General features: G+C 39.1%; 14 protein-coding genes. 9 read left to right on the top strand and 5 right to left on the bottom strand.

The genetic code is table 11. From position 1 onward, the window contains the following. Positions 1-232 precede the first annotated feature (232 nt). From I6E85_RS09685 to I6E85_RS09655, 7 genes are all read left to right on the top strand, one after another. Entirely contained in the window at positions 233-580 is a 348-nt protein-coding gene (locus I6E85_RS09685) for a hypothetical protein (protein ID WP_231621036.1), read from the top strand. Positions 581-1,135: 555 nt separating this feature from the next. After that, complete coding sequence (locus I6E85_RS09680; protein ID WP_197236893.1) at positions 1,136-4,249, top strand: pilus assembly protein; 3,114 nt, start codon at positions 1,136-1,138, stop codon at positions 4,247-4,249. Positions 4,250-4,841: 592 nt separating this feature from the next. Beyond that, a complete protein-coding gene (locus I6E85_RS09675) occupies positions 4,842-6,335 on the top strand; it encodes a hypothetical protein (protein ID WP_024590875.1) in 1,494 nt (497 codons plus the stop codon). A gap of 235 nt (positions 6,336-6,570) precedes the next feature. Next, on the top strand, positions 6,571-6,909 hold the full coding sequence (locus I6E85_RS09670) for a hypothetical protein (RefSeq protein ID WP_008137861.1): 339 nt from the start codon (positions 6,571-6,573) through the stop codon (positions 6,907-6,909). Next, positions 6,902-8,242, top strand: coding sequence for an SPFH domain-containing protein (locus I6E85_RS09665; RefSeq protein ID WP_010553499.1), 1,341 nt, complete (start codon positions 6,902-6,904; stop codon positions 8,240-8,242). The genes I6E85_RS09670 and I6E85_RS09665 overlap by 8 nt, the downstream gene beginning before the upstream one ends. A 152-nt stretch (positions 8,243-8,394) precedes the next feature. Beyond that, entirely contained in the window at positions 8,395-8,661 is a 267-nt protein-coding gene (locus tag I6E85_RS09660) for a YrhK family protein (RefSeq protein ID WP_197236892.1), read from the top strand. 89 nt (positions 8,662-8,750) lie between these two features. Beyond that, positions 8,751-9,266, top strand: coding sequence for a M23 family metallopeptidase (locus I6E85_RS09655; RefSeq protein ID WP_024590877.1), 516 nt, complete (start codon positions 8,751-8,753; stop codon positions 9,264-9,266). A 111-nt stretch (positions 9,267-9,377) separates the two neighbouring features. On the opposite strand, the gene I6E85_RS09650 is transcribed toward I6E85_RS09655, so the two are convergent. After that, entirely contained in the window at positions 9,378-10,547 is a 1,170-nt protein-coding gene (locus I6E85_RS09650) for an MFS transporter (RefSeq protein WP_024590878.1), read from the bottom strand. 565 nt (positions 10,548-11,112) lie between these two features. Beyond that, positions 11,113-12,060, bottom strand: a complete 948-nt coding sequence (locus I6E85_RS09645) for a sodium-dependent bicarbonate transport family permease (RefSeq protein ID WP_024590879.1) — start codon at positions 12,058-12,060, stop codon at positions 11,113-11,115. A gap of 151 nt (positions 12,061-12,211) precedes the next feature. On the opposite strand from I6E85_RS09645, the gene I6E85_RS09640 reads away from it, so the two are divergent. Continuing rightward, positions 12,212-13,156 (top strand): LysR family transcriptional regulator, encoded by a 945-nt coding sequence (locus tag I6E85_RS09640; protein WP_024590880.1) that lies wholly within the window; start codon positions 12,212-12,214, stop codon positions 13,154-13,156. 19 nt (positions 13,157-13,175) lie between these two features. On the opposite strand, the gene I6E85_RS09635 is transcribed toward I6E85_RS09640, so the two are convergent. From I6E85_RS09635 to I6E85_RS09625, 3 genes are all read right to left on the bottom strand, one after another. Continuing rightward, complete coding sequence (locus tag I6E85_RS09635; RefSeq protein WP_010553502.1) at positions 13,176-14,177, bottom strand: LacI family DNA-binding transcriptional regulator; 1,002 nt, start codon at positions 14,175-14,177, stop codon at positions 13,176-13,178. Positions 14,178-14,252: 75 nt separating this feature from the next. Next, entirely contained in the window at positions 14,253-15,779 is a 1,527-nt protein-coding gene (locus tag I6E85_RS09630; protein WP_197236891.1) for an MFS transporter, read from the bottom strand. A gap of 32 nt (positions 15,780-15,811) precedes the next feature. Then, on the bottom strand, positions 15,812-17,140 hold the full coding sequence (locus tag I6E85_RS09625; RefSeq protein WP_024590882.1) for a GH1 family beta-glucosidase: 1,329 nt from the start codon (positions 17,138-17,140) through the stop codon (positions 15,812-15,814). A gap of 180 nt (positions 17,141-17,320) precedes the next feature. Here I6E85_RS09625 and I6E85_RS09620 point away from each other — a divergent pair, with 180 nt between their 5' ends. Beyond that, on the top strand, positions 17,321-19,897 hold the full coding sequence (locus I6E85_RS09620; protein WP_024590883.1) for an exo 1,3/1,4-beta-D-glucan glucohydrolase: 2,577 nt from the start codon (positions 17,321-17,323) through the stop codon (positions 19,895-19,897). Positions 19,898-20,007 lie beyond the last annotated feature (110 nt).

Genomic DNA, 20,007 nt, shown 5'->3' with positions numbered 1-20,007 from the left:
CTCAATTTTTGTAATTTAGGTAAATTTAAAACCAAATATTAGACTAAAGTCTATAGGTTAGATTTATTCACTTATTAGGTTTGTTTTTATCGTTTGTGGTAATTGAGCTAACACTCTAAAGTTTAGTTGTCGGCAACAAGTACGACTTAACTAATTAGGAATATAATCATGAAATTTACACTTTTTAAAAACCATCGCTCTTGGCTCATTATTAACTTGCTCAGCTGCTGCAATGGCTAATCAAGGTGATTATAAATTAATGGTTATTGAAGACTCTGTAACTGCAGCACCTGCATTTGAAAAATCGTTTAATAGCTGTGCTTTAACTGTTGAATCAAAAAACTACGAAGAAGCAGAAGCTATTTGTACACAAGCAATTGCATTGCTTAAGCAAAGCCATGGTCCGCGTTTAAAAGTACGCGAACTTACATCGTTTGCATTAAGTAACCGTGGTGTAGCGCGTATTAAGGCTCAAAAAGACACTGCGGGTATTTCTGATTTATATGAAGCGGTTCAAATTTCTAAAAACTCACTTGTAACGCATAACTTAACTCGCGCTAAAAAAGAGTTATCTTTATAAGAATGCTTGCATAAAGCGCTTATAATTTAGCGAGAGTATAAAAGCCCATATTAGGTAGCACCTAATATGGGCTTTTTTGTATGTTTTAATAACCGTAGTTACCTATAAACAGACTTCTTTTGATAAAACAGTTTTACTGAATAATAGTGTTTTTAAAGGTGATTTTTAGAGCCTTACGTTATTAATTTATATTGGTAAGTACTTGTTACCTAAAACATAGATCTATAAATATAGAAACATAGGTAAAAATATTATTTTTTGACGTGACTAAACTGTGCAGTAAAACGGGATTGTTTTATTTAAGTTGTTGTTTTTAATTAATAATAAAGCCTAATGTCTTTGACTTTAGTCTGTTTTTATTTAAAATCGAAGTAATATATATTTTATAGCATTGACGACACGTGGATGCTAATCACTGTTTTGTGATAAATAGCTAGATATTATCTTGGTTTTAATTTTTAGTCCCACCTCCATATTACTAATAATTAAACACGGAATAGAGTAGTTATTAACTTGCGCAATAAAAATAAAAAGCGCAAATAAAGGGATTTAAAAATGCAATTCAAACTAAAAAAAATAGCTGCCTTGTTATTCGGAGTAGGTATAAGCCTTTCTGTATTTGCCGAAGATATAGAACTATACGTAAACCATAATGTTGAAACCGACGAAAACCCTCGCGTGCTTATTATATTTGATACTTCAGGAAGTATGGGAACATACATTGATTATCCAAATGAGACACGTTTAACTGCTGCAAAAGGCGCTATGAAGCAATTAGTAACTGATAACGCGACTATTGATTTTGGGTTAATGCGTTTCAATTATTACTCTGGTGGGTATGTTATGGCTGGTTTAGGGACTGAGCACTCCTCTGTAAAAACTCAACTACAAAATTTGCCAGCGAATGGCCATACGCCCGTTACAGAAACTTTATGGGAAGCTTACTTATACTTAACAGGCCAAAAAGTACATTATGGGTATAGCTCAACTATTTATAACCGCGATTACAAGCGTGACTTAAGTGCTGAAACTGCCACTGATTATAGCCAAAGTAGTTCTTCTTATATCTCTCCTTTTAAACAAGTAATAGGTGCCGATGAGCGCTGTGATAACTCTATTAATTTGATTTTAATGACAGATGGCGACCCCGTAAGTGATAACGAAAGCGATAGTTCTATAAAGGGTTTATACAAATCTACTTTTGGCTCAAACCCAGCTAAAACAAGTGGCAGTTATTTAGCCGCTTTAGCTCAGATAATACATGGTACAAGAGATGTAGAGGTGGATTTGTACGACACTACGCCGGAGGTTGCCGATACCGGACGCGTTTTTACTATCGGTTTTGGTAGTGGTATGAGTACAAATGGTAAAAAGTTATTAGAAAAAACCGCTTTATTGGGAGGAGGCGAGTACTTACATGCAGATACATCGACTGAACTTTCTGAAGCGCTTAATAATACAATATCGAAAATACGCGAAGTTAACGATAGTTTTTCATCCCCTACGGTAGCTAGTAATAATGTTGACCAAACACGTAGCCGAGAGTCAATTTACTTTGCGATGTTTTACCCAGAAACTGGCGCACGTTGGAGTGGGAATTTAAAAAAGCTTAAAGTGTCTGGTGCAAATATAGTCGATTCAACTGATAAAATAGCCCTTGATGAAAATGGGTTAATTGATGAGAAAGCGCGAACATTTTGGTTGCCAACTAATAAGCCTGCAGATGGGAATTTAGTAGCTCAGGGTGGCGTAAATTTACTTTTATCAACTTTAGACCCCGATAGCCGTAAAATTTATATAGATAAAACGGGCAGTATTATTGATTTTACTTTTGATAAAGTACAAACCATTTTAAATTTAGCGACAAGTACAGTTACCGATCTTGCCCCTGATTTGATTCCTAATATTGGGTTAACTTTAGAGGAAGATGATATTAGCTGGGCACGAGGGGTTGATGTTGATAATGAAGATGGAGATGACTCATCAGTAGATCAGCGAATCAATATTTTTGGCGACCCTTTGCATTCAAAACCGGTATCTATAGATTACGGCGATGGAAGTATTCATATACTTGTTGGTACCAATGCCGGCTTTTTACATATGTTCGAAGACAAAGGCGATACTGTTGAAGAAAGGTGGGCTTTTACACCTGCTGCCTTATTAAAAAACATTCCGGCTTTGCGAAGTAATCTTGCAAATACAAAAGTGTATGGCATGGATGGCCCTATAAGTGTGTTCTTTAATAATAAAAGTTTAAACACTGATGGTTTAAATGATGGCGTTGTTAAAGCAAGTGAGGGCGATGAAGTTTGGGCATTTACAGGCATGCGCCGAGGCGGTAAAAATTACTACGGCCTGGATATAAGTGACCCAAAAAAACCTAAAAAATTATGGAATAAGCCAATTGTTGGTGGCTCTGAAGAATTTAAATATTTAGCACAAACATGGTCTAAACCTCAAATTGCTTACATTAAAGCGTTTGGTGAGGATCCATTGCTGATATTTGGCGCAGGCTACGATACAAACAAAGATAATGCGATTAGAACAACAGATGAAACCGGGCTAGGTATTTACATTGTTAATGCTAAAACTGGCGAAAAGGTATGGGCGCTCACTCCAGATGAACATGGTTTTACCGGAGAGCACAGTATTGCAGCGGATGTAACTACGCTTGACTCAGATTACGACGGGTATATTGACCGAATTTATGCAACCGATACTGGCGGTAATATTTGGCGTGTAGATATTCCTAGTGACGATGAAAGTGAGATTACTCACTTTAAACTTGCTGAACTTGGCAGTACATTAGCGTCACAAGACAGACGTTTCTTTTATAAACCGTTAGTTGCTAGAACGCTGTTTAGTAAAGTTACTAAGACCAATTATGGTGGTGAAATGATCACGACTCGTTTAGACACCCCGTACGACGCAATTGTGATAGGCAGCGGAAATCGCTCAAACCCACTTGCTACTAATGAGCAAGATCAGCTGTATATGATCCGTGATGAAAACACCTTAACAAAAATATTTACTGAATTTCCAGCCCCAATAGTGCCAGATGATTTAATGAAAATGAATGAAGACCCATTTGGTAACGCACTTGATGACGTTGATAAATTTGTTAATCTTGAAGTTAAGTTAGCCGAATTTAAAGGGTGGCGATACGAATTAGGGACGGGCGAAAAGTCCCTTGCTGCAGCAACAGTCGTTGGTGGGGTTGCTTACTTTACTTCCTTTACGCCTGCATCTTCATCATCAACTCAAAACCAATGTTCGTTAACGGGTGGCGGTGGTTCGCTTTATGCCTTTCATTTGCATTACGGAACGAAGGTTTATGACGATGTGAAATTTGCAACAAGTAATGATGTACCAGATACACCGAAACTATTTTTTGGGGAAGGCCCGTCGTGTGCAGATAATGATGCGGATGGTAAGTGCGATTGGGATGATGAAACGGATGTAACGCAAGTTAGTCAGTTTTATTTAATAGGCCCTGGGGTTAAAGGTTCTGATAAGCCGATAAAAGCTATTGAAATACTTGGACCAAATTTAAATGTTGAAGGTGGAAAAGTTAAGCTAGTAAATGGCGCTCAACCAATTGGTTTTGGCTTTAAAACCCAACAAACATATATTTATAAACGCGAAGAAAACGATAGTCAGGCACATTAAAAACACGATGTTATAGACATAAGCCACCTTAATTAGGTGGCTTTTTAATTTTAAGAACGAATCAAAAATGCTGATGGTTTGCTTATATAATTGGTTTAGAGTTTTCGAAGCGCTCTAAACCAACCCATGTATGATACACATTCGTTTACAAAATACTGCCTATCACTCAAGCCCTTTATTTTAGGTACCTGTAGTCCATATTAGTCAACAATAGCTGGTCTTAGTTATATTTAATTAACAAATGTAAGAGCTAAATTTAACATGGCGTGTCACTATATAGGTACAGGGCATGTTAACTTGTTGCCATCCCCCCATAAAAATTCAATAAATTTCTGTTGTTTAAATTTATACCAAGCTGCATAAATCTTTGAGTAATTAACGAATTAAATTGCACTATAACGTCGTTAAAAATTTTTATTTAGAACAACTAGATACAAAAATTTTTGCCTAGCTCTAGCGTAACTTTCTTAACGTTAAATAGATCCCATATATAAGCAGATTGGTATTACTTATTTTGTATTAAAGTAACTTATATAATTTATAACAATATGATTTTTAATAATAATTAAAGTGCAAAAAAGGAAGTATTTGTATGTTTTTTAAAAAAAGTCAGTTAGCTATTTCATTAGCGTTTACGCTAGGCCTTGTTGGATGTGGCGGCGGTGGCGATGATAAAGTGGTCGTTGTAGAGCCAGTTGTAGCCAAGCCTGACCCTATAAAAGTAGACCCCGTAGAAGTTAACACTATCTCTCTTACTGGAAAGGTCATTGATGGTTATGTATCTGGTGCAATAGTATGGCTAGATATTGATGGCGATGGTACTTTTGATGAGCAAACAGAACCTTCTGTAGTCTCTGAAGAATCGGGTAATTATAGTTTTAATTTTACAGAAGAGCAGGCGCTGTGTGTGCCGTATTCAACTATGTATGTTGATGTACCGGTTGGCGCAATTGACGAGGATTTAGGAGAGGTAACACAAGCGTATCAAATGTCATTTCCACCCTCAATTGAGGCTTTGACTGATGAAGATATTCGAAATATATCCCCTTTAACAACCGTTATTTGGGAACAGTTGAGCCTTCAATTACAAAAAAGTGGTAACAATAATTTAAGTTGTGATGCACTTAAAGAAAATACTGAGCTACTTGCAAACCTTCAAAGCGAAATAACAAATGTTATGCAAAACTTGGTTGCGCATTATAATTTGTCGACAGAGCAAATTTACTCAGATTTTATCGCTACTAACGACAGCGACGCTTACGACAGAGCACAAGCAATTGTTAAGGGACTAAAAGCGGCCTATAAATTCAAGCAAGAGCTAGATGCTCAGTATCCTGATGCAGAAGAAGTAAGAGCAGTGATTTACCAGGACACAGCAAAAGATGCAGAGTATGGATTTGAAAATGCATGGTACCGCGATAAAGTTATTTTTGCAGGCGCTGAACTTATTTATGAGCAAGTAAAGCTTCAAAATACAGACGAACTCGACAAAATTGACGTTATTTTGTCTCGATTGGATTCAACAGATACGCCTTGGGGTGAAGAATCGTTAAATGGAAAATTAACAGTTAGAGACGATATTTACATTAACGCCGATCGTACTTACCGATGCTCTAGCATTGAGAACGTTAGTTTTGAGCAAAGCAATGTGCTTTATGGCGTTGATAATACAAGCCCATCGGTTAACTTCCCAACAGCAGATGAATGCGTTAGTGCTAATTTAGATACACCGTTCGAGCGAGGTTTTAGCATTAGCTATACTGAGTCGGGATCGTTTTACCAAACTGACTTTGCCTTTAGAGAGGAAAATGCCGACTTTCAAACATTATCTAATTGGGTAAATGTTAAAGACAAAGCTGCTGATTTAGAAACTCAAGATTTAGTTACTGTACTCGCTGCTATGCCTTATAAGTTTGATGACGAAACATCTATTGATGCTAGCTTTTGGCGTAAATATAAAACCACAGACAACGTACGTATTATTAAAACGATTGAAGGGAAATGGTTTAGAGATACTCGCCAAGAAGATGGAACAATGCTGCATGAGTGCGGTGAAAATGGTATTGATTGGGTGCAATGCGAATAATGTAAAAAGCACTTTAATAAATATTAGTTTAATGCCAGTCAGTAAATAACTGACTGGCATTTTTTTGTTTGAAAAGCTTACTTTTACGTGCGGTTTTTACTGTATACCTGATGAACACTATTTTTAATCTGTTTTTTACTTGGGTTTGCTGTAAAATTACTGGGTTAACATTTGTTAAGTAATACTTACAATTGTTATTGCTCATTAAGTATTTAAACTAATTTAAGTAGAGCTTATGATTTTTTATATTATAGGGTTAAGTTTACTTGTTATTATTTTATGCGTTGCGCTTTATGTAATTTACAGCAACGTACATAAAAGTCGGGTAAGAAAATCCAAAGAATACAACGTACTGTTTGATAAAGACACGATAGTGGATGATTTAATCACTCAACTAACAGAAAAAAATCAAACACAAGAAAACCAAGATAAAACAGCTAAAGGTAAAGAAGAAATCCTTGCAACATTTGTTGAGTTACATCGCTCTGGTAGCTTTTGCGCACATTTGAGTGAACAGGAAATTATTTACTTTGTTAAAAAGAAATTAAACATGGAGAGTAATAAAAATGGATAGCGAAAAAGCAGTCCCAGCAGTTAAAAGTGACTCATTTATGAGTCGATTTGGTCGTCGTAATGTAATTGTTGTTTCATCAATTGTTGTTGTATTAGCCGTAATTGCAACGCTTACATCGCAAGTTGTTTCGTGGAATGAAGCAGATGAGCGTTTAGTACATCAATCGGCTTTTACAGGTAACTTAACCGTAATAAATCAAGCCGGCCCTTACTTAAAAGCGTTTGGTACTACATCGGCTTATAAAAAAGTAATTTCGATTAACTTTACGGGCGATGCCGGTGCAACAGCAAGCGCAATTGTACCGCTAATACCAATTCGATTTTTAGATACTACAACGGGTGGCGCACGAGGTGTTTCTCGTTTTAGATTACCAGGCAATGTACCAGCAGCTGAATCGGGTGCTTTACGTGGTTTACTTAAAATACACGAAGAGTTTGGTTCACAAGAAACATTAATATCTAATTTATTAATGCGTGCAACCACTGAAAATGTAAAAGCGTCGGCGCGTATGATGTCGGTAGAGCAGCATTACTCTGGTGGTAATGGTCAATTAAGCCAAGATTTTGCTGATCAATTAACAAACGGTATTTTTGTTACTGAACAAATTATTAGTACGGGTGAGCGCGATAAATCTGACGATTTAGGTAATTTAAGTAAACAGCAGCGCGTCACTATTAATATTAAAATGGATGATGAGGGTAATACACTGCGTAACGCACCTATTTTAGGCGCTTACGGTATTACAGTAGTTGATGCCAGCATTATTGATATTGACTACGAAAGCAAAGTAAATGCTCGTCTTGAAGCCCAAAAGCAAGCTGCTGCTGATGAAGCGCTAGCGCGTCAAAACCTTAAAAAAGCTGAGCAACAAGCACGTACTGAAGTGGCTTTAGGTGAACAAGCAATTGCTAAGCAACGTGCTGAATCTGAAAAGCTTAAAATTAAAGAGCAAATTGATGCTGAACGAATTAAGGCAAATGCTATTATTTCTGCGCAGCAACGAGTGGCTGTAAAAGCGGAGCTTGCAAAAGAGCAAGAAGAGATTTTAAAGCAACAACGCTTAGAAGCATTAGGTATGGACGTTTTAGCTGAGGCTCGTTTAAGAGCTAAGTCTGCTGCACTTGATCCTAAGTATGTATTTGATGAAACGCTAAAAGCAGAAGTTAAAATTCAAACTGCTTTATTTACAAGCTTAGGTAATAGCCGTTTAGTGCCTGAAATTGTAATAGGCGCAGGCCAAGGCGAGCAAAGTAATGGCTCTGAATTTATGCGTTTATTAGCCGCTGACGCTGCATTAAGTCTTAAAAAGCGTTTAGAAAAAGATAAAAAATAAACGATTAGTTAAGTATTGCACAAACAATAAAAACGTTGGCTGATTCGCATCGGCCAGCGTTTTTTATTGCGTAAATTTTGTTATTGTATGGTGCGGTTTAGCTTGTGAAAACAAGCTTTTTAAATTATGAAATAAAAGAGTGAGCAGTACTTATGGACCCCAGTAATCAGTTTATTTTAGATTTAGGGCAAGAGCATATTACTATTCAGCGTCGATATGAAGCGCTGGGAGCGTTTAACGATTTTTTAATTGCAGTGTGGTTTTTAATTGGCAGTTTTTTCTTTTTAAATGATGCATTAGTGCAAAGTGGCACATGGTTGTTTATAGCGGGCAGTGCTCAATTACTTATAAAACCTGTTTTGAAATTGATCAGCTTAGTGCATGTTAGTCGGGTATTTCATTCAAATAAAACTCCATAAATAAAACCATAAATACGACTCATGATGAGTTCAGTTATTATGGCTAATAATTTACCAGTATAAGTTATTTAAATATCAAGGATTGAAAAGTGAAAGTACTTAAGTGGATTGCAATTGGAATAGCTACTTTATTAATTATAGGCTTACTAATTCCCGAAAAAATAATGATTCCGGTACAAGGTGCCACAAGTAAAGATTGGAACCATAATACGTTTTGGTACGAGCCTTGGGGTAGGTCGGGTGTGCACAAAGGAATTGATATTTTTGGCACAAAAAATACCCCCGTAGTTGCCTCAACAAGCGGTGTTGTTATATTTGCAGGTGAGTTAACTCGCGGTGGTAAAGTGGTTGCGGTGCTTGGGCCTAAATGGCGCGTGCATTACTTTGCACATTTAAATGACTACTCTGTAAGTACAGGTGATGTAGTAAGCATAAACAGTCAAATTGGATTACTGGGCGATACCGGAAATGCAGCAGGAAAACAGCCTCATGTGCATTATTCTATTTTATCGTTAGTGCCCATGCCGTGGCTTTTTACAACGCAAAACCAAGGGTGGAAAAAGATGTTTTTTTTGAGCCCACATAAAAAACTCACTGCTAAATAATTACTTCATTATTTATAAATGACCTTTGTGTAAATAATAGCTTTAGCTGTTAAAGCAAGGTATTTAACAGCTAGAATTAGTTAATAAGTAAGCGTGTATTTAAGCTAGAGGTTAGCCTGCAACAGGTGTTTTACCTGCGCGAATATTTTTAATGCTTTTAATAAACATATAAATACAGGTAGTGATTAAACAGCCTGCTAAATAAAACACAATACCGTTGGGTGCATCAGATAAATTTGCGGCGAGCATAGGGCCAAATACCGAACCAATACTGTAACTCAAAAGCATTACCTCAGTTGCCGATACTATTTTTGCCATTGGCAATGAGTCGCACGCAAGTGTTATAGCAATCGGGTAAAGTGCAAAGCTGCACGCGCCTAGTATTAAGTAGCTCACTATTAATCCTGCTAAAGTGTTTGCTTGTAATATACCCACAGCACCGGCTGCGCCTACTAAACAAAACATACCCATCAATAAGCTTTTTTCAAGCCGAATAGATAAGTAACTTACAAGCGGCTGCACGACCATGCCGCCTAAAATAATAACCGCCATAAGTGTCCCTGTGTACTGAGCTTGATCAGTCTGCGCTGAAATATAAACCGGCATTAAGCCGTAAATAGGGCCCAGTAATAAGCCTGATGCCAAGCATCCGAGCATTGCAGGGTGGCTTAGTGTTTTTATTTCTTTTAGTGGTAGTTTTTCAAGATGCTGTTTTTCGGGCTGACCTTTGGTTATTAATAAAGGCGCTAAAATAGCTAAAAATAATAGCGAGGCTACAAATAAATAAGGCGTTGAACCTTCGGTGCCAAGCGGCCCTATAGCAAGCTGGCCTACGGCGCTGCCCCCATAAAGTGAGGTCATGTATAAGCCCAAACGTTTAGCACGCGACTTTGCTGTGTTGGTCATTAATAACCAAGACTCAACAACTACAAACACACCGGCAACAGCAATGCCCGCTACAAACCGAGCAATTAACCAGTTAACGGTATTTGGCAGTGCAAGTTGTGCAAGCACACTTACTATTAATAAACTTAAAAATAATATAAATGCGAAGCGATGACCAATTTTTACCACAATGCGCTCTATTGTGGTTGCACCAATAAGTAAGCCAAAGTAAAAAATGCTCGCAAGCCAAGGCGCTAGATTTTCATCAAGTTTAAATGCGGGTAACGACAGCGGAATAAGGCTCATTAAAAAGCCGGATGCGATAGCAAAAAATGACAGCCCGATAACGGGTGCTAAAGGGTTATTAGAGGTGCTTGTGGCGGCTAATTCGGCCATTTGTGTTTATCGACTCTTGAAGGTAAATAACCACTGTTTTAAAGTTTGAGAGGTTACTTTAATAAAAAAATTTGCGCGAATTTAGAGCCAAATTAAAAATAAGTAAAGTGATATTTTATTAAACAATATAAATAAACTTTAAAACGATCGTTTTGGTAAATTATCGGATCTATTATGCTTTTTATTGTAGTGTTTTTATGTAGATATTGTTTTATATTTGTGAGCATTTATTAGGGCGTGTTGATCTTTGTGGATTGAAATTTGTTCAATCTAGGGGCGATTTAATCGCGGCGCGAGGTTTGTAACCTAGCGGGCTAAGTAAAAACCGAGCAACAAAGAGTTAATCGTCCCTAGAAAGAACCCAAAGGGCAGCGCATGTTTGGCATTTATGCTGCGTTATCGCCTATTTATGGGGAATAACCACACTACATAGGCTCTGCCTTGCTTAAATACCAGACAGTCTGCTGCAAAATCAATCACGAAAGGTCAACACGCCCTAATGTTAAACCCTATGTAGAATAGGGTTTAACAGGTTTTTAAAGTGATAAAATTAGCACTTATTTGTTTATTGCATTACTAGTGCAAGGTGGTGATATAAACCAATACCAACAATCACATTAAACGGAAAAGTTACACCGAGAGAGCTCAGCATAGCAAGACCAATATCGGCTTTAGGTATTGCCGCTTTTATTGCAGCGGGCGCGGCTATGTAAGAGGCGCTGGCCACTAAACTGCCCAATATAACTACCGAGCCTAATTCTAAATTTAAAAGTGTGCCTACTGCTGTGCCAATCGTGCCTAGAAATAGCGGGGTGACAATAGCAAATACCGCTAGTTTCCAATGTTTCCAAGGGATAGGACGAAGAGTTTGCGCGGCGACTAAACCCATTTCTAGTAAAAATAATGCCAGTACAACTTTAAAGCTACTTGTTAAAAGGCTCGTTACTTGGCTACCTTGCACCGTGCCGTACATCATACCGATAACCACGCCGCCAACGAGTAAAATCACACTTTTGTTCGTGAGAGTTTCGTGCCAAAGCGCCTTTAACGACAGCTCATTGTTTTGGCTGTTTTCTTTATCAAGCTTTCGGTAAAGCAATAAACCAACAATGATTGCAGGAAGTTCTAGCATCACTAAATACAAGGTGACTTCTGCGCCTACTACCAACTTAGCTGACTCGGCATAGGCGAGTGCAACAGCAAATGTACCTGCACTCACTGAGCCGTAATGTGCGGCAATACTGGCGCTATTAGCAACAGAGAGTTTAATCACGTATTTTAAAATAGGGTAAAGCATGAGGGGTATAAGTGCGCCAAGTAGCATTACCGATCCCATTTCGGGCAGTAGTTGCCAGCTTAAGTTCCCATGGAGCACCATACCGCCTTTTAAGCCGATGGTTAACATGAGCAATAAGCTTAATGTGTCGTAGGTGGCTTTTGGAATGGCAAGATCAGAGCGCAAAATACCCGCGACTAATCCTAAAATAAAAAACATAACAACAATATCTGGCACTGGCTTTCCTTACTAGGTGGTAAATTAAGTGGCGCTATTGTAGATAAAACTTTGTATAGTAAATAATAAAATAAATACGCGTTACATATAGGTATTTATCTATGGATCGTTTGCTATGTAGCTATTATTAGATAAAGATTATGAGGTTGGTATGGATTTACGACATATATCGTTTAGGTTGCTAGAAGTATTTATGAGCGTGGTTAAAACGGGTTCAATAAGCGAAACCGCAAGGCGCTTACACCTAACGCAGCCAACGGTATCGCTACAAATAAAGCGGCTGCAAGAAGCAGTAGGCGAGCCATTACTCCTTATACAACAGCAAAAGTTACACGTGACCGATGCAGGGCTTGAGCTATTTAAAACATGCCAACAGGTATTTGGGCATTTTGACGATTACCAAGATTTTTTAACCGAGCTTAATGGCGGAGCACGCGGCCGTTGTAAAATTGCCATGGTTAATACCGCGCAATATATTTTACCAAAACTGCTTGGCCCTTATAGTAATTTACATCCCCATGTTGAGCTTCCGCTTGAGATTGGTAACAGGGCAGAGGTGCTTGATAGGTTTGAGCGAGGGGAGGACGATATTTATGTATTTAGCCACCCGCCGTCGCTTGAACACGCACAAGCTGCGCGCTTTTTGCATAATCCACTGGAATTTATAGTGCCGCTAAATCATCCGTTAGCTCACGTAAAAGCCGTTAAATTAACTGATTTAATGCAGTATCGCTTTTTACTACGAGAAAATGGCTCAGCAACACGTATGTTATTTGAAAGCGAGTTGCAAAGCCGAGGCTTAGTGCTGAGCGATAGCGTACAAATGGCGAGTAATGAAGCAATACGTGTCGCGGTTGCATCGGGGATGGGCATTGCGGTTTTATCACGCCATGTACTTGCAACAGACGATACAAGTTTTAAAATTTTAAACGTAACCGATACTCATTTAGCGAGTCATTGGTATTTTGTAATGCGAACAGATAGGCACATATCGCATGCTGCACGTAACTTTTTAAAGTTTGCGCAGCAGCACGTAGAGCAATATTTAGGTACGCAGTGGGTGCGTAATGAGTTACATAACTTAGATTTAAACTAGGTTTAAATTAGGTTTAAAGTTAATTAATGTCGGGTGTTGAGTCTCTTAAAATAAGCTTTGGCTGAAACACGTGCTTTACTGTTATGCCGCTTTTTTTGTAAATGTCTTTAAGCACTAAGTTAGCCGCAGCTCGGCCCATTTCGGGAACTGGGTTATCTATTGTAGTCAGTGTTGGGTAGAGATAATTGGTAAAAATTACGTTATCGAACCCAATAATGGCTAAATCTTTTGGCAGGTTAAAACCGTGTTCGCGGGCGTATTTCATAGCACCCGATGCCATTTCGTCATTGGCGCATACAAGCGCGGTTATTTGCGCTTTATTTTGAATAAAATGCCTTAAGCCGTCGCTTCCGCCGGTTTCTTTAAAGTCGCCTATGTAAAATAGCTTTTCGTCAAAGGTTAGGTTGTACTCTGCTAGGGCTTGTTTGTGACCTTTTAAACGATTTGACGCGTCTTCTTTAAACTGCGGGCCTGCTATGTACGCAATGTTTTTATGACCTTTGTTGATCATGGCTTTAGTGGCTAAGTAGCCGCCCATTACGTTGTCGAGGCTAATGCAGTTTTCTTCAATTTCTTTAACGTAGCGGCTCATTAGGTAAATAGGGGTTTTACCTTTACTTAACTCAATTAGGTACTCGTTTGATACCGCTTCTACGTGGGCAATAATAGCGTCGCAATTACGGCCTATTAAAAACTCAAAGCCGCTTTTTTCTTTTTTCTCGTCACTGTGCCCAGGCGTAATAATAACGTGTTTACCCGCAATACGAAGATGCTCTTCAATGGCTGACATCATTTGACCAAAAAACGGACCATCCAACTCAGAAACTAAAATACCGACGCTGTTTGTAGTGCTAGACGCCAAAGAGCGTGCAATAGAACTTGGCTGATAGCCTAGCTCTTTCATTGCTTCTAATACCTTTTTTTTAGTTTTTTTGCTTACGTAATCGTTGTCGTTAAGTACCCTTGAAACAGTTGATAAAGACACACCTGCCATTTCTGATACTTGATAAATTGTCGCCATTGATGTCCTAGCTTATATGTGTTTTTACTCGCGCTTTATAAAAATATAAAGCGCGAAGGGTCATTAAAAGTTAATTTACACATTACTGCGTCTAATTGCTAAGTCTTCTGTTATTTTTTGCGTCATCGCTGAGGTTAGTGGATAAATAAGCATCAATGCGGCGCCTAAAAAAGCAAATGCGGCAGGTATCCAGCTCATAAGTAACTGCATACCAGGTAGGGCTTGCGTAATTGTTAGCTCATCCATACCGTTATAGCCGTAGCCTGCAAGTACCACTAATACTAATGCACCTGCAAAACCACCACCGGTTTTTTGTACAAATGTACCTGCAGAATAAATAAGGCCTGTAGCGCGGCGTTTGTTTTTCCACTCTGAATAATTGGCTGAATCACCAAGCATACTAAAAAATAATGTTGGCATCATCGCGGCAAAAAATTCAGCAGCGCAACCAAAGGTAAATACAGCAATAAGGTTATCACTAGGTACCCAGTAAAATGCAGTAGTGAGTATGCCGCTTAGCATTAATGATGCTATAAATAGGTTTCGTTTACCCATAATTTCGGCCAGTTTACCTGTGGCAAGTGCGCCTAATATAGATACAACCAATAAGGCTATAAAGTATTGCCCAGCCATGAGTTCATTGGCTACGTGGTACTTAAAGTAGTACGCAATTACACCGTATTTTATGCCATTAAACATCATGGTTAAAAAACCAATGCCAAGTAATACCAACCAAGGTTTGTTGGTCAGAAGATCAACCATGTCGCGCTGTGATCCCGTTAAGCTTTGCTTATCTTTATTGAGCAATTTTTTAATAACGAATGTCATTGCAGCCATAACAAGGGCAAAAAATATGCCGCTGTATAAATCGCGGTAATAAAAAAACAGGGTAGTAGCAAGCAAAGGTAGGATTATAAATGGCAGGTTTTTGGTTAAATCAAACAACTCTGATTTTAAATTGCCTTCATTTGAGGCGTGCGGTGTTACACGCTCTTTGGTGGTCGCAAACGTTATAATCATTAAAATAATAAGTAAGCTGGCAAATAGGTACATAGTAAGCTGATAGCCTTTGGCATCGTCGCCGCCACCAAAAAAAGCTACTAGCTCAGGTAAAAAACCCATAACCAATAAGCCACCAGTAAACGCACCTGCAAACCTAAAACCAGAGAGCTTTGTGCGCTCTGTATCGTCTGGTGTCATTACGCCCATAAGTGCCGAGTAGGGCACGTTACTTACGGTGTAAGCAAGCGTTAAACCTATATAAGTTACGTAGGCATAAATAAGTTTGTTGGTGGTGCTAAAGTCGGGTGTAGTAAAACACAACACCATAAACAAGCCCAAAAACGGTGCCGAGTAGAGTATCCACGGGCGAAATTTACCAAAGCGCGACTGCGTTCTGTCGGCAATCATACCCATAATAATGTCGGTTACGCCATCAGATAGCCTTACCACCAAAAACAACATGGCAGCGGCGGCTCCCGATATGCCAAATGTATCGGTGTAAAACACCGCTAAATAAGCAAGCGCGCCGCGCCATACTAAGTTAGCGCCGGCATCGCCCATGGCGTAACCGACTTTTTCGTATAAAGGGAGTTTGTTCACAGTGTGTGTTCTTATTGTTATAAGCCGATAAATTATCGGCTTGTTATTAGTTTACTGTACGCTTTACCGCTGGCTTTAACAGTTCGTTTTTGTGTGTTGTAGTCTACGTGTACTATTCCAAAACGTTTTAAATATCCTTCAGCCCATTCAAAGTTATCCATTAGGCTCCACGCAAAGTAACCATCTACTTTAACGCCTTGCTCTGCTGCGTTATGCAGGGCATTTAAATGTTCGTGGTAATATTCAATACGGTCGATATCTTTTACTTCACCGTCTTTAAATTCGTCAGCCATGGCTGCACCGTTTTCGGTAATATAAATAGGTGGTAGGGTGTATTTTTCGTTTAACGATACAAGTAATTCTGTAAGCGCTTTAGGGTAAATTTCCCAGCCAATATCGGTCATTGGCGCTTTATGTGGCAGCTCATGGTAAAAGTCGGTTTCGCTTGCTTGATAATGCATGCGGGTATAAAAGTTAACCCCTAGGTAATCTAGCGGTTGAGCAATTATTTCCATATCGCCATCTAAAATATCAGGGCGGTGGGCTTTAGGTAATTGCTTAATAATATCAGGGTATTTACCTTGCATTACAGGCTGCATGTACCATTGGTTTATATAGTCATCAGCAAATGCAGTGGCTTTTAAATCATCTTCACTTTGGGTAACGGAGTAACAAGGCGTAAAGTTAAGTACAATACCGTTTAGCGTATTTGGGCTATTTTTAGCAAGTACTTGCATAGCTAAACCGTGACCTAGTAATAAGTGGTGCGCGGCTTTACGACCAAATTCACGACCTACAATGCCAGGCGCATGTACGCCAATTTCGTAACCTAAGTAAGAGCTACAAAACGGTTCGTTTAAGGTGGCGTAAGAGTGCACACGTCCCCCAAATGCTTTGGTAATTAAATCTGCGTAATGGGCAAATTCGTAAGCGGTGTTACGGTTTAGCCAGCCACCTTCGTCTTCAATGTGTTGTGGTAAATCCCAGTGGTATAGCGTTACAAAAGCTTTAATGTTACGGCGTTTTAATTCATCTAAAATGTCGGTATAAAACTTAACGCCTGTCGGGTTTAAGTGACCGCTTTTAGTCATTACGCGTGGCCACGAAATAGAAAGTCTGTAAGCGTCTACACCTAATGATTCAATTAAGTTTATATCGTCTTTCCAGCGAGTGTAGTGCTCGCAGGCTACATCGCCATTTGAATTATCGACTATTTTGCCTTCTTTACTGCAAAAGGTATCCCAAATACATGGCAAGCGATCAGCTGCGCCGCCTTCAATTTGAAATGAGGCCGTAGCTACACCATAAGTAAAATTTTTGGCTAAAAGTGGTGAGCCACTAGGTAAAGATAATTGTTTCATTAAGAGAAAACCTCTGCTTCTTTGTAGTAAATTTTGCTTTTATTTATAGTTTATAAATTGCATTGATGGAAGCGCTTCCATATTTAGGTTAGTGGCTATTGTTAAGCAGGTCAATAGTTAAATTTAAATAACAAATAGGCGTTTCACAAAAACACACTGACACAACACAGGGCTATAAAAATGAAAAAAATCTTAAACATTAACAGGTTACGCATGCTCCCTATCTTAATAGGAGGATTATGCGTTTTAAGTGCGTGTAATAAACAAGAGGTTACCGCTAATAATAGCCAAGGCGCCTTAGCCAAAAAGGCTGAGCATGAGCAAGGTGATTTATCACTTTGGCCAACGCTTAAAAGTAAGGTAGTGAAAACGCCTGAAATTGAAAATACGATTGCACAGTATTTAAAAACAATGACGCTTGAGCAAAAAGTAGCGCAGATGATCCAACCTGAAATTCGCGATATAACTGCTGCAGACATGCGCAAATATGGTTTTGGTTCGTATTTAAATGGCGGTGGCTCGTTCCCGAATGCTAATAAGCATGCAACGCCTGCAGATTGGATAACGCTTGCTGAAAGCATGTATCAGGCATCAGTTGATGACTCAATTGATGGCAGTAAAATTCCGACCATGTGGGGCACCGATGCAGTACATGGCCATAATAATGTGATTGGGGCGACGTTATTCCCTCACAATATTGGTTTAGGTGCTGCTAATAACCCCGCATTAATTGAGCGAATTGCAGCAGCTACTGCAATAGAAGTAATGGCAACAGGGATAGATTGGGTATTTGCACCGACTGTTGCGGTTGTGCGCGATGACCGATGGGGCAGAACGTACGAAGGCTACTCAGAAGACCCTGCAATTGTACGTGAGTATTCAGCCGCAATTGTAAACGGATTGCAAGGCAGAGCCGATGAGGACTTTTTAAGTGATAAACGCGTAATTAGTACCGTTAAGCACTTTTTAGGCGATGGCGGGACAGTAGATGGTGACGATCAAGGCGATAATATTGATAGCGAAGAGGTGTTATATAACATTCATGCGCAAGGTTATATAGGTGGCTTAACAGCAGGTAGTCAGTCGGTTATGGCATCGTTTAATAGCTGGAATGGTAAAAAAAATCACGGCAATAAATACTTACTTACCGATGTGTTAAAAACAAAAATGGGTTTTGATGGCTTTGTTGTAGGAGATTGGAACGGGCACGGACAAGTTGCCGGCTGTACAAATGAAAGCTGCCCGCAAGCTGTTAATGCCGGGCTTGATATTTTTATGGTACCAACGGGTGCTTGGAAACCACTTTATGAAAATACAATTAAACAAGTAAAAGCGGGCACAATAACAATGGCGAGAATAGATGACGCCGTGGCACGTATTTTACGCGTTAAATTACGTGCGGGTTTATTTGATAAACCAAGCCCCGCAAATCGAAAATATTCAGGTAAATTAGAACTAATAGGTGCGCCAGCACATCGCGATATTGCCCGCCAAGCCGTACAAGAGTCGTTAGTACTGCTTAAAAACAACAATCATTTATTACCGCTTAACCCATCAAGCAACATACTTATAGCAGGCGATGCGGCCGATAACATAGGCAAGCAATCGGGCGGTTGGAGTCTTACGTGGCAGGGAACTAATAATCAAAATGCAGATTTTCCCGGAGCAACGTCTATTTATGCGGGCTTGAAAGCGCAAATAGAGGCTGCTGGCGGTAACGCTATTTTAAGCCCAGCGGGTGAGTTTAATACCAAACCCGATGTAGCCATTGTTGTATTTGGTGAAGAACCATACGCAGAGGGGCATGGTGATAAAGACAACCTTGAGTTTGAACGTAACAATAAACGCTCTCTTAAAATATTAAAAACATTAAAGCAGCAAGGTATTGCGGTGGTATCGGTGTTTATATCGGGCAGACCAATGTGGGTTAACAGCGAGCTAAACGCGTCAGATGCATTTGTAGCAGCATGGCTTCCTGGCACTGAAGGGCAAGGCATTGCTGATGTTTTATTATCGGATGAAAATGGGCAAGTACAGTATGACTTTAAAGGTAAGTTGTCGTTCTCGTGGCCTAAATCGCCACTACAAACCGCAGTAAATAAGGGTGATGCTGATTACTCACCACTATTACCCTACGGCTTTGGCTTAACGTATAAAGACGAAAGTACGCTTGGCAATAATCTAAATGAAGACTCAGGTGTTGATATTAGTAACCTTGCGCCGCTATCTATATTTAATGGCAGCTTTAAAACACCGTGGCGTTTGTTTTTAAACTCAAACAGCGAGCAGCACCAAGTAGCAAGTAACAGTGTAAAGCTCGGCGGCATTACTTATCGCACTGAAGACAAAGCGATTCAAGAAGATGCGATGCAATTTAATTTTGATGGTACTGCAGCCAGCTACATTGAAATCAATAGTAACTTTACCGAAGACAAAGTGGCCTACATTGAAGCAAATTCAGCCCTTAGCTTTAGCTATAAAGTAAACCAAATACCTAGCTCACAGACATACCTTGCAATGAAATGCGAACAAGGTTGTGGTGGCGAGCTTGATATTACCAATGAGCTTAAAAATGCTGATTTAAATACATGGCAAACCATGAGTATAGATTTAACGTGTTTTGCTAAAAAGGGCGTTGATTTTGCCAGAGTAACCAGCCCTTTTATTATTAAAACAGCAGGAGAACTTAGCGTTTCAGTTGCAGATATTAGCTTTGAACCACAAAGCGCTAAAACAGCAAAAATAAAGTGTGAGTAGTAGAGTGTTGATAAGTTAAGTTTATTGTGTGTTGTCTCAAAGCCCTAAGGGCGTGTTGATCTTTGTGGATTGAAATTTGTTCAATCTAGGGGCAATTTAATCGCGGCGCG

The organism is Pseudoalteromonas sp. NZS71 (assembly GCF_015864715.1).
In the GTDB taxonomy this organism is placed as follows: domain Bacteria; phylum Pseudomonadota; class Gammaproteobacteria; order Enterobacterales; family Alteromonadaceae; genus Pseudoalteromonas; species Pseudoalteromonas arctica.
The sequence above is the reverse complement of the archived record's forward strand: the minus strand, read 5'-3'. Positions and strand labels throughout refer to the sequence as shown.